Here is a 15,393-nt window from a genome sequence, read left to right as displayed (position 1 = left end):
CGGATGCTCCCCGTTGCACTCGCCGTGAGCTTGCTCACGGTCGGGTGCGCGGGGGGCGTCTCCGCGCCCGGAACGTCGGACGTCGGCACTCAGCATGACAACACCACCGCAGCGGCCGATGCCGGGATCGACCGGATCTCCGAAGCGTCGCTGATGCCCGTGGGCCCACTCGCGATCCCTGCCGCAGACTTCTGGGCACAGGGTGAGGACACGGACACGGTGGCCGTGGTGACCGCTGGTGGTTGTGAGGCCGGGGTCAACTGCCCGGCATTCGCCGTCGTTACTGGACCCGGCGCTCAGGCGGCCGACCAAGCAATCCTCGACGACGGCATCGGCTGTCCTGGGGGAGAGGGGCTGACGCCAGTGAGCGCGACCCTCGCAGCGGCAGAACCAGCGACCGTGGCAGGCGGAACGGGCACGGTGCAGGTCTTCGACGTCGAATGTGCCGATGCCGACGGCGCGGGCACAATCACGGTTCAGCAGAGCCAGTGGAGTGCAGACAGCGTCAATGGCGCGGTCACAGTAGTGGATCGCTGGTCATTTGCGGAGTTAGGGGACAGAGTTGCAGGCGCGCAGTGGCTTGATGAGGCGAGCGAGTAGAGGCTTGCTCCCCAAAAGCGCCCACAACCGCTAGACTGGAGTGCTGGCCCATGAGGGACCGGACCCCCAATCTTTGAATCGAGTTTTCTATGCCCTTGCGCTCAGACCTGCGCAACGTCGCCATCGTGGCCCACGTTGACCACGGTAAGACCACCCTCGTTGACGCCATGCTCGTGCAGGGTGGCGCCTACGGTGACCACGCACACGTCGAAGACCGTGCAATGGACTCCGGTGACCTTGAGCGCGAAAAGGGCATCACGATCCTCGCCAAGAACACCGCGATCCGTTACACCGGTGCGCACTCGATCGAGGGCGGCGTCACCATCAACGTGATTGACACCCCTGGTCACGCCGACTTCGGTGGCGAGGTTGAGCGTGGACTGTCGATGGTTGACGGTGTCGTGCTCCTTGTCGACGCGTCCGAAGGACCGCTTCCTCAGACCCGCTTTGTGCTCCGCAAGGCGCTCGCGGCCAAGCTTCCCGTCATCATCGTCGTCAACAAGGTCGACCGCCCAGACTCGCGCATCAGCGCTGTAGTCGAGGAGAGCCACGACCTGCTCCTCGGCCTCGCAGGAGACCTCGAGGACGAGGTCCCCGACCTCGACGTCGACGCACTACTTGAGGTGCCTGTCGTCTTCGCGTCCGCGAAGGCCGGCCGCGCCAGCATCGAGCAGCCTGGCGATGGTGAGCTGCCTGTCGAGGAAAACCTTGAGCCGCTGTTCAAGGTCATCATGGACACTATCCCCGCACCGTCTTACGACGAGGATGCGCCTCTTCAGGCTCACGTCACCAACCTGGACGCGTCGCCGTTCCTTGGTCGCCTCGCACTGCTGCGTGTCTTCAACGGCACCATCACCAAGGGTCAGACGGTCGCCTGGGCTCGCGCCGACGGCACCATGAAGAACGTCAAGATCACCGAGCTGCTGGAGACCAAGGGCCTGACCCGCGTTCCCGCAGAGTCGGCTGGCCCCGGCGACATCGTCGCCGTTGCCGGTATCGAGGGCATCACCATTGGTGAGACGCTGACCGATGTCGATGACCCCCGCCCGCTGCCGCTCATCACGGTGGACGACCCGGCCATCTCCATGACCATTGGTATCAACACGTCGCCGCTCGCCGGCCGCGTCAAGGGTGCCAAGGTCACGGCCCGCCAGGTCAAGGACCGCCTCGACAAGGAGCTCGTCGGTAACGTGTCGCTCCGCGTCCTGCCCACCGAGCGTCCCGACGCGTGGGAAGTTCAGGGTCGTGGAGAGCTCGCGCTGGCCATCCTGGTCGAGCAGATGCGCCGCGAGGGCTTCGAGCTCACCGTCGGCAAGCCGCAGGTTGTCACCAAGGAGATCGACGGCAAAAAGCACGAGCCGATGGAGCACCTCACCATCGACGTGCCTGAAGAGCACCTCGGCGCCGTCACTCAGCTGCTTGCGGCCCGCAAGGGTCGCATGGAGAACATGTCGAACCACGGCACCGGCTGGGTGCGCATGGAGTTCGTTGTGCCCGCCCGCGGCCTGATCGGATTCCGCACCATCTTCCTCACGGACACGCGCGGCACCGGCATCGCGTCGTCCATCGCGCACGGCTACGAGCCCTGGGCTGGCTTCATCGAGTTCCGTGTCAACGGCTCGCTGGTCGCCGACCGCGCGGGTGTCGTCACGCCGTTCGCCATGATCAACCTGCAGGAGCGCGGTTCGTTCTTCGTTGACCCCACGTCGGAGGTCTACGAGGGCATGATCGTGGGCGAGAACTCGCGCAACGAGGACATGGACGTCAACATCACCAAGGAGAAGAAGCTCACCAACATGCGTGCAGCCTCGTCCGACTCCTTTGAGAACCTGACGCCCCCTCGCCACCTGACGCTCGAGGAGTGCCTTGAGTTCGCCCGCGAGGACGAGTGCGTCGAGGTGACGCCGGAGAAGACCCGTATTCGCAAGGTCATTCTCGGTGCCAGCGAGCGTGCACGCAGCGCATCGAAGGCTAAGCGCGACAACTAGTCCGCCTACCTGCCACTCAACGCGGCGGCGACTTCCACAAACGTGGCTAGTCGCCGCCGCGTTGTCGTTGGTGTGCGTAGTTCCCGCCTATCCTGGGAAGCATGATTCGCTCCGCCCTCGGCTACCTGGTGCTCGCGATCGTCGGGTTGGTCGCCGCCTTGGTGGGGGCAAGCGCCTACCGTGCGATCCCGCCCTTCGGCATCGCCCTATGCATCCTGTTGATGCTTGTCGCGACCGTCTTCGCGCGCACCTGGAAGGAATGGTCGGGGATCGCTGTTTTTGGCGGCGCTTGGGCCGTGGTGACGTATATCTTGTCGCTCGAGGGACCCGGCGGATCACTGCTGATCGCGACTGACGGCTATGGATACGGGTGGCTTATTGGCGGGTCGCTCGCCATCATTGTGGTCTGTCTGATTCCGCGACGGGTGCTTTTTGGGAGGAACGATGTCACGTAAGCGGGACGCTGAACGGGCGCTACGGGACCAACAGGCGGAGGCTAGGCGGCGTAGCAACGCGCACCGGTCGCTGCGACGTCGTGCGGAAAAGCGTCAGGCAGCATCCGATGCCGGGGTTGCCGGCGGAGCGACTGCCAGCGGAGTTCTCGCGGACGAAACGGCGAAGGGCGATGCCGAGGCGCCTACCGACACCGTGGTGTTTGCGCGCGTACCCGAGTTTTTGCGCTCCTCGGAGGAGATCGAAACCGCGGATGGCGAGGGTGAGGGCGATCCCGAGACGGACTCCGGCTCAGAAGCTGATGCCGCAGCGGATGCAGACCAAAATGTTGAGGTCGAAGACGGTTCCGATGACGAGACGGCCGCGGGCATCGCCGCCGCGGCGGTCGCTGCGGACCTCGCTGGAGAACAGATATCCGAAGCGGAACCGATCGACGGCGACGCCGACGCGGATATCGAGTCCGACCCTGTAGCCGAAGCCGAAGCCGAAGCCGAACTGGTCATCGACCGCGAGGACGCCTCGGCATCGGCGCAAGAGACGACGATGGTCATGGAGCCCGTAGGGCTCGATGCCGCTGACCGGTTCGCGGTGCAGGAGGAAACCGTCCTCGAGGCGACCGTGATCGACGAGCCGGTGGAGCCCACACCTAAGAAGCGTCGCAGGTGGCCCTGGATCCTGGTGGTGCTCGTGTTGCTGCTCGCTGCCGCATACTACGGCTTTGCGACGTACTTTGGCGATCGGGTTCCAGCGAACACCGAGGCTCTCGGCGTGGAGATTGGCGAGATGGACGTGGCGACCGCCACGAAGACATTGGACCAAGCGGCGAGTGCGTTGGAGTCTGATCCCATCACGCTGACCGCGGGTGGCGTCGGCACGACAATGATTCCTTCCGAGTCAGGTCTGAGTATCGACACCGGCGCGATGGTCGACGAGGCCACGGGCTTCACGCTCAATCCCCTCACGATCATTGCTCACTTCACCACTGGATCGGAGCTCGACCCGGTCGTGGTGGTCGACGATGACGCGATGGATGCCGCGATGAAGAGCGCTTCCGTGCAACTCGATACCTCCGCCAAGGACGCCACGGTGGTCATCACCGGCACCGTCGCTTCAGCGAACCCCGGTGAGCCGTCGGTCACAGTAGATCACGACGACACCGCGGCTAGGATCGAGAAGGGTTGGCCCGCGCAGGCCAACTTCGACGCCGCTGCGGCCATCGTCGACGCGAACATCTCTGACTATGAGGCGGACCGCATGGTCGAGACTCTCAACGACACGGTTCTCACTACCGCGGTCACCCTCACTGGGCCCAACGGAGATGTGACGCTCGAGCCCGATCAGTTCGCTCCGTTCGTGGCGGCCACGCCATCTGGTTCTCGGTTGGAGATCGTGGCCGATGGTCCTGCGCTGTCCGCAGCCATGCTCGAGGAGGACCCCGATCTTGAGAATGACCCGACCGATGCGACGCTGAAGTTCGACACGAGCCACAAGCTCGTGACCACCGAGAGCAAGAACGGCCGTGCGCTCGATCAGGACGCGATGGGTCCGGTGCTCGTGGACGCGACACTCGCTATTGATCGTGCAGCCCCCATCGCCTACAGCGAGGTCTACCCCAAGGTGTCGTCAACGGACCTGGGTATCGACGACTACAAGGAGGTAGTCTCCTCGTTCTCGACTCCGCTTACCAACGAACCCATCCGTACCAAGAACTTGGTGCGCGCCGCGGAGAAGGTGACGGGCGTGACCATCATGCCGGGCAAGGAATTTAACCTGGCGGACGTGTTGCTGCCCATCACCACCGAAGGTGGCTATTTTCCGGCGCACGTGATCGAGAATGGAATTGTGCAGACGGCGGTAGGTGGAGGTCTATCTCAGATGGCGACCACCACATTCAATGCTGGCTACTTCGCCGGTTATGAGGACATCGATCACCGTCCGCACTCCCAATGGTTCCCACGCTATCCCGCGGGTCGCGAGTCGACCATCTACACGGGCCAGATCAACATGGTGTTCAAGAACAACACTCCATACGCCGCGGTCATGAGCAGTTACGTTAAGGACAACCGGGTGTATGTCCAGGTGTGGTCCACTCCTTACTTCGAGGTGAAGACCAAGGCGTCGCCCAAGACCAACGTGGTGCAGCCCACCACCGTCGAGCTCGACAGCGACGAATGCCAACCGAGTAACGCTGGCGAGGCGGGCTTCACCATTACCAACACACGCACCATCTATCTCGACGGCGACTTAGTGGACACGAACGTCCTCAAGTGGACGTACAAGCCCACCAACAAGATCGTGTGTAAATAGGCGCGGCGGCGCGCCTCGCCCAGTACCAGGCTCCGCACCAAACGGCGCCCTATCGCTTGTATGATGGCGGTGTTCGTACCATCCAAGTAGGAGGAACCAAAGTGACATACGTCATTGCTCTGCCCTGTGTCGACGTCAAGGACAAGGCATGCATCGACGAGTGTCCCGTGGACTGCATCTACGAGGGCGAACGTAGCCTCTACATTCACCCTGACGAATGCGTCGACTGTGGTGCCTGCGAGCCGGTCTGCCCCGTCGAGGCTATCTACTACGAGGATGACACCCCCGACAAGTGGGCCGAGTACTACACGGCAAACGTCGAGTTCTTCTCCGAGATTGGCTCGCCCGGCGGCGCCGCGAAGATGGGTCTGATCGAGCACGATCACGACATCATCAAGGCGCTCCCGCCGCAGAACGGCTAACCGCCACTCACATGGGTCTTCATCCCGGCGCGCTCCCAGACTTCCCTTGGGACTCGCTGACCCCGTACATCACGCGCGCCTCGGCTCACCCCGACGGCATCGTCAACCTCTCCGTGGGTACTCCGGTCGACCCCACTCCCCAGGTGGTGCGCGAGGCCCTTGCCGCGGCGTCCGATGCTCCGGGTTACCCCACCACACACGGCACCCTCGCCCTGCGGGAGGCAGTGGTGGCGTGGTTTGCGCGTAGGCGTGGCGTGTCCGGAATTGATCCCACCGCAGTGCTACCCACGGTGGGTTCCAAAGAGTTCGTTGCCCTGTTGCCGGCGCTCTTGGGCCTCAGTGCGGGCGACATCGTGGTCCACCCCACGGCCGCGTATCCCACGTACGACGTGGGTGCCCGGCTGGCGGGGGCGACACCAATGCCCGCCGATGCGGTGGCCGACTGGGAGGGCAACCTCGCCGTCAAACTCATCTGGGTCAACTCGCCGTCCAACCCCACCGGTGCGGTGGCGAGCCGTGAGTACCTGGCCGATGTCGTGGCCGCCGCCCGCAGCATCGGCGCCGTGGTCGCTTCTGACGAGTGCTACGCAGAACTTCCCTGGGTTGAGCAATACGTGCGTGACGGTGTGGCTTCAATCCTCGACCCCGCCGTGTGCGGGGGCTCGCACCAAGGCCTGCTCGCCGTCTACTCGCTCTCCAAGCAGTCCAACCTCGCCGGATACCGGGCGGCGTTCACTGCCGGCGACCCGCAGCTAATTGCCGGGTTGCTCGAGACTCGCAAGCACGCGGGCATGATCGTGCCCGCGCCGGTGCAAGCGGCCACGGTTGCCGCCCTGTGTGACGATACTCACGTCGAGGTCCAGCGTGAGGTGTATTGGGCGCGTCGGAATGTTCTGAGCGCGGCAATTCGTGAGGCTGGATTCCGGATTGACGCGTCCGACGCGGGGCTTTATCTGTGGGCCACCAGAGATGAAAACTGCTGGCAGACACTGGATTTTCTGGCGGACAACGGCATCGTGGCAGCGCCAGGAGAGTTCTATGGATCAGCCGCCGCGAATCACGTACGTATCGCATTGACGGCGACGGATGAGCGCATCGACGCCGCGGCCCGTCGGCTCGCCAAAGCCAGGTAAACTGAGGCCAAAGCAAACGGACGAAGGCGCCTTTGGCGTGCACCCGGAGGTTGTTAATGGCACAGGTTGTAGACGCTCGGCTGATTGTCGACGGAAATTCACGCGAACTCGGTATCGAGCGCGCGACGATCGGCAATGACGGGCTCGCAATCCCGACCCTGCTGAGTGACACCGGATTGGTCACCATGGACCCGGGGTTCATGAACACCGCCGCGTGCGAAAGCGCGATCACGTACATCGACGGAGACGCGGGGATTCTCAAGTACCGCGGCTATCCGATCGAGCAGATCGCGGGGGGTTCCAACTTCCTAGAGACTGCATACCTGCTGATTCATGGCGAGTTGCCCAATGAGGGCCAGCTCAACGCGCTAGAGAACCGTGTAGCACGGCACATGCATGTTCACGAGGGCATCAAGACGTTCCTGAACGCTTTCCCGCGTGACGCGCACCCCATGGCGGTATTGTCGGGCTCGATTTCCGCACTGTCCACGTTCTACCCCGAGTCGGTGGGACGTGACGAGGAGCAGCTCGAACTGGCGACGGTCTTGCTACTCGCGAAGTCCGCGACCGTGGTGGCCTACCTGCAGCGTCGTGCGATGGGTGAGGACCTCATTGAGCCCCGCAAGGACGGCAACTACGTCGACGAGTTCATGCGCTTGGCGTTTTCACCCGCATCGGGTGAGCTCGACATCGACCCCACCATCCGCAAGGCACTCGACCTGCTGCTGATCCTGCACGCCGACCACGAGCAGAACTGCTCGACGTCCACGGTGCGCATCGTCGGTTCCTCTCAGGCCAACATCTACGCGGCGGTATCCGCAGGCATCGGCGCGCTCTCGGGCCCGCTGCACGGTGGGGCGAACGAGGCCGCGCTCAAGATGTTCGACAACATTAAGGCCTCGGGCGGCTCGGTCGAGCAGTTCGTCTCCGACGTCAAGAATAAGGTCGAGGGCGCGCGACTCATGGGCTTCGGCCACCGCGTGTACAAGTCATATGACCCTCGCGGGGCAGAGGTCAAGAAGGTGGCCGACACGGTTCTGGCTGACCTCGGTGGCAACAACGAGACCTTCGATATGGCCAAGCGCCTCGAGGAGATCGCGCTTAGCGACGAGTACTTCATCGAGCGCAAGTTGTACCCGAACGTCGACTTCTACACCGGGCTGCTGTATTCGGCCATGGGCTTTCCCACGCCGATGTTTACGCCGCTCTTCGCGCTGGGTCGCATGCCCGGGTGGATTGCTCACTACCGCGAGATGTTGAACGACCCGCGCACTAAGATTGGCCGTCCGCGCCAGATTTACACGGGCGAGACGGATCGCAGCTATACCCCGCTCGACCAGCGCGGCTAGACATTTCTCCTTTACCCACTTGGCGCGTCCGTTAGCGCGGCCCGCCTATTCGTTCAGCCCGGCTGAGGGGACGAGGTGACGCCCCACGCGGGTGTTTCACTGGATCGCCCTCCACGACGGGACACCGCGGGATGGTCTGTGGCTCAGTGGGGCGCCAGGTGTATCGGTGAGTCGCCAGGTGGCTCAGTGAGGCGCCATAGGGTTCCCGGCAAAGCCGTCACTCGCAGCGCGGGAGCAGTTCCGCAACCCGCACTAGTGTGGAGCCGTGCGGAGGGTAACGATCGCCCCGTCGTAGCCGGCCACGGGGGAGCCCTCTGCGGTGGGAACCTCCACGAGACCGTCCTCGCGGAGCCAGCCGGCCGCCTCGTAGGAAGACTCGATGACCGACTGTACCGAAGACACCGACACCGCCCACTCGCGCATCGACTGAGCTGAGAGCTGCGGCGTCTGCGCACTTTCACCATCGCCGGGACTTAGTCCCAGCACGGTGGAGTCGGAGTTCACGTCGAGGACCTCGACGGAGTAGGCACCTGGGCCAAAGTCCAGGTCCACGCGCTCGATGAACGCGCGCGCGGTGGTCGGATCCGCGTCGCCGATGTCGCAGTTCACCCGCCCGCCGTTTCCGGTGAGCGCGGACGCCCAGAGGCGGGACTCACCCTCGTGGTCGGCGTACGCATCGGGGAAGCCCGAGCGCTGGACCGCCTGCGCGGCCTCGGTCACCGGCAAGTCCTGCCAGCCCGACACCTTGATGAGTCCGTCGTAGAACTTATTGACCGAGTAATAGGGATCCAGGATCTCCTCGATCTCGCCCCAGCCCTGTGAGGGCCGCTGCTGGAACAGGCCCACGCTGTCTCGGTCGCCCCAGTCGATGTTGCGCAGGCTCGACTCCTGGATGGCGGTGGCGATGCCGATCGTCGCGGCGCGGGCGGGTAGGCCGCGCTCCACGGACACGGCGGCGATCAGCGCGGCGTTGTTGGTCTGCTCGGCGGTCAGGCTCGCGGTCTCATCGCCCACGGTGACGGAGCACCGGGAGGAAAACACGCGGTCGCTGTAGCGGTGCCACAGTTCGGGACCCACGATCACTGCGGTCACGGTAACCGCGGCAATGAGCGCGAGGACCACAAGCCCTCCGCCGCGGCGTCGGTTGCCCGCGCCGTCCCTACCGTGTCGCGCCAAGTCCGCCTCCAATTCCGTCTCTAGTGAACGCTTAGACGGACGCTTTGGTGCCCGCGACGACCGCCTAGTTTGCGTGGAGTGCGGCGTTGAGCTCCACGCCGTTGCCCTGGCGAGCCACGGCCTCGATCACGCCGCTGGTGGAATTGCGGCGAAAGAGGATCCCGTCCTTGCCAGCGAGTTCCTTGGCCTTGACCCATACGGGCTTGCCGTCGTCGTCGCTGACTCCCACCAGAAGCGCCTTGGAGCCCGCCGTCACGTAGAGCCCTGCCTCCACCACGCAGTCGTCGCCCAAGGGGATGCCCAGGCCGGAGTTGGCGCCCAGCAGCGAGCGCTCGCCCACCGTGATGGTCTCCTTGCCTCCGCCGGACAAAGTGCCCATGATCGATGCGCCGCCGCCCACGTCGGAGCCGTCACCCACGACGACGCCGGCAGAGATGCGGCCCTCGACCATCGAGTGGCCGAGCGTACCGGCATTGAAGTTCACGAAGCCCTCGTGCATCACGGTAGTGCCCTCGGCGAGGTGAGCGCCCAGGCGAACGCGGTCAGCATCGGCGACGCGAATTCCGGACGGCACCACGTAGTCGACCATGCGCGGGAACTTGTCTACGCCGTATACAGTCACGTGCTTACCTGCGGCGCGCAGGCGCAGTCGGGCGGACTCGAAGCCGTCAATGGCGCACGGTCCCTCGGACGTCCACACCACGTTGGTGAGCGCGCCGAAAACGCCATCCAGATTGATGCCGTGCGGGCGGACGATGCGGTGGCTGAGCAGGTGCAAGCGCAGGTACGCGTCCTCGACACTTGCGGGTGCGGCGTCGCAGTCGATCTCGGTGAAGACCACGGAGACGGTCACGTCGCGAAGGTGGTCAACGCGGGACGCACCCTCCAGCTCCGCGGGTACGCGGTGGTCAGCGGGCGGTTCGCCCAGGGTGGGCGACGGATACCAGGTGTCGAGCACCGTGCCGTTCGCGTCCGTCGTGGCAAGTCCGTATCCGTAAGCAGTGCGAGTCATGGGCATAAGGATACTGGGCATCGGTAGGGTGGCGGCATGACCTCCCTCGACCTGACCGCGCCCGTGGACGAAATCACGCGGCAACTGATCGATATCCCCTCCGTGAGCGGGGGAGAGGGCGCCATCGCCGATGCCGTGGCGACCGCCCTTGCCGAGTGCGATCACCTGGAAATCACTCGGGACGGCGACGCGATCGTGGCCCGCACCACCCTGGGCCGTGACCAGCGGGTGATCATCGCCGGGCATCTCGACACCGTTCCCATTAAGGGCAACGTGCCGTCGGTGCCGACGCTCGACGGCCTCGGAATCATTGGCCGCGGATCGGTGGATATGAAGGCGGGGGTGGCCGTCATGCTGTCGCTTGCGGTGGACCTCATCGAGCCCACCCGCGACATTACGTGGGTCTTTTATGACCATGAGGAAGTCGAGGAGACCAAGAACGGGTTGGGCCGACTCTCGCGCCGCCATCCGGAATTGATTAAGGGCGACTTCGCCGTGCTGTGCGAGCCCACCCAGGCGCAGATCGAGGGCGGCTGCAACGGCACTCTACGCATGGACATCGTGCTGCCTGGCAAGGCCGCGCACTCGGCGCGCTCATGGAAGGGCGAGAATGCGATCCACGCCGCCGCGCCGGTGCTCGCCGCGCTCGCCAGGTACGAGCCCCGCACTGTCGAGGTCGACGGACTCCAGTACCGCGAAGGCCTCAACGCCGTAGGAGTGACGGGTGGCATCGCCGGCAACGTCATCCCCGACCAGTGCACCGTCACGGTGAATTACCGCTTCGCGCCATCCCTGACCACGGACGAAGCCGTGCAGCACGTACGCGACGTCATCGCGGCATCGGGCGTGGGCGAGTGTGAAACCGTGGTGACTGATCGTGCTGACGCCTGCCGGCCGGGTCTCGACGCACCTCTCGCGCAGGGCTTCGTGGACGCGGTGGCGAGCACGGGTGCGCCCGAGCCGCGCGCGAAGTTGGGCTGGACTGATGTCGCGCGCTTCGGTGCGCTCGGCATCCCCGCCGTGAACTATGGTCCGGGTGACCCTGAACTCGCGCACGCGGACTTGGAGTGGTGCGCGATCGACGAGATCAACCAGTGCCGCGCTGGACTCGCGGCCTGGCTGACCAGCTAATCCACAGCATCGGGCGTCCCCGCGCCTGTCAATTAACCAGCGAAACCACAACCCACAGGGAGACGCACCATGAGTGAATATCGCAAGGGACCCGTGCTGCTGCGCGGCAAGCACGTTCCGCAGGACTCCTCGTCCTCGCGACTGCTGGACGACCAAGGGCGGGCCGACTGGCTCCACGGCGACCCCTGGCGGGTGCTGCGCATTCAATCGGAGTTCGTGGAGGGGTTTGGCGCGCTCGCGGAGGTGGGGCCAGCGATCTCGGTGTTCGGCTCCGCGCGCACCAAGCCCGGAACTCGGGATTACGAGATGGGAGAGACGGTAGGAAGGTTGCTCGTTGAGGCGGGATTCTCCGTCATCACGGGCGGCGGACCCGGCGTGATGGAGGCCGCCAACAAGGGTGCCTTCGAGGCAGGTGGAACCTCGGTGGGCCTCGGCATTGAGCTGCCCCATGAGCAGGGAGTCAACGAATACGTGAACCTTGGGGTGAACTTCCGTTACTTCTTTGCCCGCAAAACTATGTTCGTGAAGTACGCGCAGGGCTTCATTGTTCTGCCAGGTGGTTTCGGAACCTTTGACGAGCTGTTCGAGTCGTTGACCTTGGTGCAGACGCGGACCGTGACCCGCTTTCCGATCGTCCTGGTTGGTCACCACTACTGGGACGGGCTGGTGGACTGGCTGCGCAATACCGTGCTCCCCGAAGGCACTATCTCTGAGGCCGATTTCGAGCTCTTCACCGTCACCGATGATCCCGCCGAGGCAGTCGCGATTGTGCAGGACTACTCCGAGAAGCGTGCTCAGGAGCGGGCGGCTGCAGCGGCCGAACAAGAGGGCCAGGGAATGTAGCGGGAGTTCAAAGAATCACACTGATTTTGGAGTGCCCTCGCGTCCGCGTAGAATAGTGGGCAGACGCCGCGAATCCGCGGCGAGCGACTTCCCCAAGGAGACACACACGATGGCTGCAATGAAGCCCCGCACTGGTGACGGCCCCATGGAGGTCGTGAAAGAGGGCCGCAGTTACGTCATGCGCGTCCCGCTTGAAGGTGGCGGACGCCTGGTCGTAGAGATCACGGCTGACGAGGTCAAGGAGCTTGGCGCTGCACTTAACGGTGCGATTGCTTGAGCCTGTTCTTAGTTTGAATGGCACTAACCCGCGCAACCGCAAGGTGCGCGGGTTTTTGCATGCGCGGACCTAGTCGGTCGGCGTGGCCGCGATGAGGTAACTGGTCATCGAGATGACAGGCGCAGCCTTGCCTGCCGAGGCGAAGCGAACCACGTGGCTGAAGTGCGTGCGCGCGCCCGATGCGTGGGTCACCGTTCCAGATGCGCTCGCCGCGGGGCCGTGGGTGAGGAGTGATTCGAAACGAATTTCCGCGGCCACAGCGGCCGACGATGCGCGGGACTTGACGTGGTCGCCGCCCCGGATAGTTTGATCACCTACGAGCGCCCAGATGGCGTCACCGTGCAGGTAGGCATCGAGTACGGACGAGTCGCCGCCCGCAAGGGCCATGACGAGGTCGCGAACAATGGCCTTGCGAGGGGCATTGCCGCAGTCAGGTGGGTTGACGACTCGTATATCGGGGGTCATCGCGGGTGGCGCTAGTCCTTGATGGCGACCAGCAGGCCGTCGCCGGAGGGCAAGAGCGTGGGAGTCAGGCTGTCGTTGTTGCGGATCGCCTTCAGAGTCTCGCGAACGGCGGTGGTGTCAGCGTCGCGTTGTGCCGGGTCTGGCACGCGGCCGTGCCACAGCGCGTTGTCAATCACGAGCATGCCGCCGCTGCGCAGCAGGCGCAGGGCCTGCACAAGGTACGCGGGGTACTCCGACTTGCGGGCGTCGATCAGCACGAGGTCGTAGCCGCCGTCCGTCAGCCGAGGGAGAACCTCGAGTGCCCGCCCGGTGATCATGCGTGCGCGAGAGGGCGCGAACCCGCCCGTGGCAAGCGTCTGCTTGGCGGCTTTATGGTGTTCCGCCTCAACGTCGATGGTGGTGATGACGCCCTGCGGGTGCATGCCCCGCAACAGGTACGTGGTCGACACCCCAGCGCCGGTGCCGATCTCGACAATCGACTTGGCATTCATGGCTCGCGCGAGGATCTGCAATGTGCGTCCGGCGCCTGGCAAAACCGGCACGCATCCCAGCTCGTCCGCTGCGTCGCGCGCGCTCAGTAGAACCCGGTCTTCGTGGATAAAATCCTCGGCATAAGCCCAGTTCGCGGCCTCGTGAGTCATGGCACACCTCCTAGGGACATGATATGGGTCACACTCGACCAATCCCTCTTCCGCCGCGGTGCGAATCATGGGAACATAGAGGTACGTCCAACCGTTGAGCAGATTGTGAGGGAGGAAACCATGACTATTGCAGCCGTGCCAACAGACACCGCTATAAAAGACGCCGTTGTTTCATCCGTCACCGATGCCCCTGAGCTCGCCCCCGAGCTCACGTGGGAGCGCATCGTCGAGGAACACTCGGGTCGCGTATACCGTTTGGCGTATCACCTCACCGGCAACCAGCACGATGCTGAGGACCTCACGCAGGATGTTTTCATCCGCGTGTTCAACTCACTGTCGCAGTTCAAGCCGGGAACTTTTGAGGGCTGGCTCCACCGTATTACGACAAACCTCTTCCTCGATCGCATGCGCCGCAAGAAGCGAATTCGCTTCGATTTCATGGCGGACGACGACGCGGCTGTGTCCACGTCGGACAGTTTCGACCGCCACGAGCGCTCGGGCCAGCCGGAAGACGCGTTTGAGATGTCCCACTTCGGTGACGACATTGTGGCCGCCCTCGCCGACCTGCCCCCCGAATACCGCGCGGCCATTGTGCTGAGCGACATCGAGGGACTGTCGTACGAGGAAATTGCAGCCACACTCGGTATCAAGATGGGTACCGTACGTTCTCGACTGTCTCGCGCCCGCGCGAAGTTGCGTGAGTCTCTCGCGCACCGCGCTCCGGTGCGGGGTGGCGAGTGACGCAAAAGCACCTCGGAGAAAACCTTCACGACCTGCTCGATGGCAGGATGTCTACAGCCGACGCCGCGGAGGCAATGGCGCACCTCGAAGAGTGCGATGACTGCAACGCGCGGTGGACGGAATTACGAGAAGCTCGAGAAGCGCTCAACACGTCCAGTGCCGGCATCGACATGCGCTTTGCGCAGCAGTTGCTTGATCGCGACCGCATGGCGCAGATCGCCCAGGGCGAGTCAAAGCACCGCGCCCGTGCCGCTCGGGCCCGGCCGAGCCGACATCGCTCCGCCACTATTGCTTTCTCGATTCTGATCTTCGCCGCAGTTGGCGTGGGCGCCGCATATTATGCGGGCGGCCCCGATCAGGTTCCTCTTGAATTTGCCGCAGCCTCAGCAGAGGGTACGGCCCCAAATGTCGCGTATATGGGTCCGCAGGACATGCGTTCTGCAGACAATATGCGTGCGTGGGTCCATCCGGACTGGCAGGACAGTGGACTCGTCCCTATCGAAGCGAGGGTGGTGCGCGGCGACAGCGGCGCACACATGCTCGTTGCCTCGCTGCTCGCGGGAATCGACCCTGTGGTCGTGACCGAGCAGCATGGTGATCTGGTGCATGAGCGTGTGGCTGACTTGCCGCGTGCTGACGTGCCGGGCATCGATGTCTACATCGTTCGCCTCGAACCTGCTCAGCTCGTGTGGCAGACAGGTGACGTCGTGGTCTCCGTGTCGTGCAGTTGCGCGATGGTGACCCTCGAAACGGTGGCAGGCACCTTCCCCACAAACACTGAGCCCGGATTCTTAGATCGTGTCCACGCTGGGCTCGGAGCCTTTGCCGGCACACTAACCGGCAACTAGTCCCGAA

At 64.1% G+C, this 15,393-nt stretch carries 16 protein-coding genes; 12 read left to right on the top strand and 4 right to left on the bottom strand.

The features are described 5' to 3' along the window. Nucleotides 1-3 precede the first annotated feature (3 nt). The 7 genes from AOP77_RS02640 to AOP77_RS02610 all read left to right on the top strand — a co-directional run bounded on the left by AOP77_RS02640 (nucleotide 4) and on the right by AOP77_RS02610 (nucleotide 8,252). Nucleotides 4-600: a hypothetical protein gene (locus tag AOP77_RS02640; protein ID WP_062209013.1), complete on the top strand. Its 597-nt coding sequence runs from the start codon at nucleotides 4-6 to the stop codon at nucleotides 598-600. A gap of 89 nt (nucleotides 601-689) precedes the next feature. Further along, entirely contained in the window at nucleotides 690-2,588 is a 1,899-nt protein-coding gene (typA, locus tag AOP77_RS02635; RefSeq protein ID WP_062209010.1) for a translational GTPase TypA, read from the top strand. 101 nt (nucleotides 2,589-2,689) lie between these two features. After that, nucleotides 2,690-3,043 (top strand): hypothetical protein, encoded by a 354-nt coding sequence (locus AOP77_RS02630; protein WP_062209008.1) that lies wholly within the window; start codon nucleotides 2,690-2,692, stop codon nucleotides 3,041-3,043. Beyond that, nucleotides 3,033-5,348, top strand: coding sequence for a VanW family protein (locus tag AOP77_RS02625; protein WP_062209004.1), 2,316 nt, complete (start codon nucleotides 3,033-3,035; stop codon nucleotides 5,346-5,348). The genes AOP77_RS02630 and AOP77_RS02625 overlap by 11 nt, the downstream gene beginning before the upstream one ends. A 101-nt stretch (nucleotides 5,349-5,449) precedes the next feature. Further along, the gene (gene fdxA, locus AOP77_RS02620) at nucleotides 5,450-5,770 is read left to right on the top strand and encodes a ferredoxin (protein ID WP_061963898.1); all 321 of its coding nucleotides are present in this window, start codon (nucleotides 5,450-5,452) and stop codon (nucleotides 5,768-5,770) included. A gap of 11 nt (nucleotides 5,771-5,781) precedes the next feature. Further along, nucleotides 5,782-6,903 (top strand): succinyldiaminopimelate transaminase, encoded by a 1,122-nt coding sequence (dapC, locus tag AOP77_RS02615; RefSeq protein ID WP_062209002.1) that lies wholly within the window; start codon nucleotides 5,782-5,784, stop codon nucleotides 6,901-6,903. A 56-nt stretch (nucleotides 6,904-6,959) separates the two neighbouring features. Next, nucleotides 6,960-8,252, top strand: a complete 1,293-nt coding sequence (locus AOP77_RS02610; RefSeq protein WP_062208999.1) for a citrate synthase — start codon at nucleotides 6,960-6,962, stop codon at nucleotides 8,250-8,252. Nucleotides 8,253-8,504: 252 nt separating this feature from the next. Here the strand turns inward: AOP77_RS02610 and AOP77_RS12445 are convergent, their stop codons facing one another. Together AOP77_RS12445 and dapD are read right to left on the bottom strand one after the other, a co-directional pair. Continuing rightward, on the bottom strand, nucleotides 8,505-9,428 hold the full coding sequence (locus AOP77_RS12445; RefSeq protein ID WP_174435913.1) for a hypothetical protein: 924 nt from the start codon (nucleotides 9,426-9,428) through the stop codon (nucleotides 8,505-8,507). 64 nt (nucleotides 9,429-9,492) lie between these two features. Then, nucleotides 9,493-10,440 (bottom strand): 2,3,4,5-tetrahydropyridine-2,6-dicarboxylate N-succinyltransferase, encoded by a 948-nt coding sequence (dapD, locus tag AOP77_RS02600; RefSeq protein ID WP_062211366.1) that lies wholly within the window; start codon nucleotides 10,438-10,440, stop codon nucleotides 9,493-9,495. A 36-nt stretch (nucleotides 10,441-10,476) separates the two neighbouring features. Here dapD and dapE point away from each other — a divergent pair, with 36 nt between their 5' ends. The 3 genes from dapE (at nucleotide 10,477) to AOP77_RS12055 (ending at nucleotide 12,691) form a co-directional block, all read left to right on the top strand. After that, nucleotides 10,477-11,571: a succinyl-diaminopimelate desuccinylase gene (gene dapE / locus AOP77_RS02595; protein ID WP_062208993.1), complete on the top strand. Its 1,095-nt coding sequence runs from the start codon at nucleotides 10,477-10,479 to the stop codon at nucleotides 11,569-11,571. Between the two features lie 69 nt (nucleotides 11,572-11,640). Next, nucleotides 11,641-12,414, top strand: coding sequence for an LOG family protein (locus AOP77_RS02590; protein ID WP_062208990.1), 774 nt, complete (start codon nucleotides 11,641-11,643; stop codon nucleotides 12,412-12,414). 109 nt (nucleotides 12,415-12,523) lie between these two features. Further along, nucleotides 12,524-12,691 (top strand): DUF3117 domain-containing protein, encoded by a 168-nt coding sequence (locus AOP77_RS12055; protein ID WP_084622196.1) that lies wholly within the window; start codon nucleotides 12,524-12,526, stop codon nucleotides 12,689-12,691. A 69-nt stretch (nucleotides 12,692-12,760) separates the two neighbouring features. Here AOP77_RS12055 and AOP77_RS02585 read toward each other — a convergent pair whose 3' ends face one another. Together AOP77_RS02585 and AOP77_RS02580 are read right to left on the bottom strand one after the other, a co-directional pair. Further along, a complete protein-coding gene (locus tag AOP77_RS02585) occupies nucleotides 12,761-13,156 on the bottom strand; it encodes a hypothetical protein (protein ID WP_062208987.1) in 396 nt (131 codons plus the stop codon). 11 nt (nucleotides 13,157-13,167) lie between these two features. Beyond that, complete coding sequence (locus tag AOP77_RS02580; protein WP_062208984.1) at nucleotides 13,168-13,797, bottom strand: O-methyltransferase; 630 nt, start codon at nucleotides 13,795-13,797, stop codon at nucleotides 13,168-13,170. A gap of 120 nt (nucleotides 13,798-13,917) precedes the next feature. Between AOP77_RS02580 and sigE the strand changes: the two genes are divergently transcribed. Continuing rightward, nucleotides 13,918-14,538 (top strand): RNA polymerase sigma factor SigE, encoded by a 621-nt coding sequence (gene sigE, locus AOP77_RS02575; protein WP_062208981.1) that lies wholly within the window; start codon nucleotides 13,918-13,920, stop codon nucleotides 14,536-14,538. Continuing rightward, complete coding sequence (locus AOP77_RS02570; RefSeq protein WP_062208978.1) at nucleotides 14,535-15,386, top strand: anti-sigma factor family protein; 852 nt, start codon at nucleotides 14,535-14,537, stop codon at nucleotides 15,384-15,386. Before sigE ends, AOP77_RS02570 begins: the two co-directional genes overlap by 4 nt. The last annotated feature ends 7 nt before the right edge of the window (nucleotides 15,387-15,393 follow it).

The organism is Demequina oxidasica (assembly GCF_000975115.1).
Classification (GTDB): Bacteria; Actinomycetota; Actinomycetes; order Actinomycetales; family Demequinaceae; genus Demequina; species Demequina oxidasica.
Note: the sequence above shows the minus strand (reverse complement) of the source record. Positions and strands in the feature narration are given on the sequence as shown.

What these genes read in the sequence shown, in the direction of transcription:
- AOP77_RS02640 (WP_062209013.1), top strand. Translation starts at nt 4, where the DNA reads ATGCTCCCCGTTGCACTCGCCGTGAGCTTGCTCACGGTCGGGTGCGCG.
- typA (WP_062209010.1), top strand. Translation starts at nt 690, where the DNA reads ATGCCCTTGCGCTCAGACCTGCGCAACGTCGCCATCGTGGCCCACGTT.
- AOP77_RS02630 (WP_062209008.1), top strand. Translation starts at nt 2,690, where the DNA reads ATGATTCGCTCCGCCCTCGGCTACCTGGTGCTCGCGATCGTCGGGTTG.
- AOP77_RS02625 (WP_062209004.1), top strand. Translation starts at nt 3,033, where the DNA reads ATGTCACGTAAGCGGGACGCTGAACGGGCGCTACGGGACCAACAGGCG.
- dapC (WP_062209002.1), top strand. Translation starts at nt 5,782, where the DNA reads ATGGGTCTTCATCCCGGCGCGCTCCCAGACTTCCCTTGGGACTCGCTG.
- AOP77_RS02610 (WP_062208999.1), top strand. Translation starts at nt 6,960, where the DNA reads ATGGCACAGGTTGTAGACGCTCGGCTGATTGTCGACGGAAATTCACGC.
- dapD (WP_062211366.1), bottom strand. Translation starts at nt 10,440, where the DNA reads ATGACTCGCACTGCTTACGGATACGGACTTGCCACGACGGACGCGAAC.
- dapE (WP_062208993.1), top strand. Translation starts at nt 10,477, where the DNA reads ATGACCTCCCTCGACCTGACCGCGCCCGTGGACGAAATCACGCGGCAA.
- AOP77_RS02590 (WP_062208990.1), top strand. Translation starts at nt 11,641, where the DNA reads ATGAGTGAATATCGCAAGGGACCCGTGCTGCTGCGCGGCAAGCACGTT.
- AOP77_RS12055 (WP_084622196.1), top strand. Translation starts at nt 12,524, where the DNA reads ATGGCTGCAATGAAGCCCCGCACTGGTGACGGCCCCATGGAGGTCGTG.
- AOP77_RS02585 (WP_062208987.1), bottom strand. Translation starts at nt 13,156, where the DNA reads ATGACCCCCGATATACGAGTCGTCAACCCACCTGACTGCGGCAATGCC.
- AOP77_RS02580 (WP_062208984.1), bottom strand. Translation starts at nt 13,797, where the DNA reads ATGACTCACGAGGCCGCGAACTGGGCTTATGCCGAGGATTTTATCCAC.
- sigE (WP_062208981.1), top strand. Translation starts at nt 13,918, where the DNA reads ATGACTATTGCAGCCGTGCCAACAGACACCGCTATAAAAGACGCCGTT.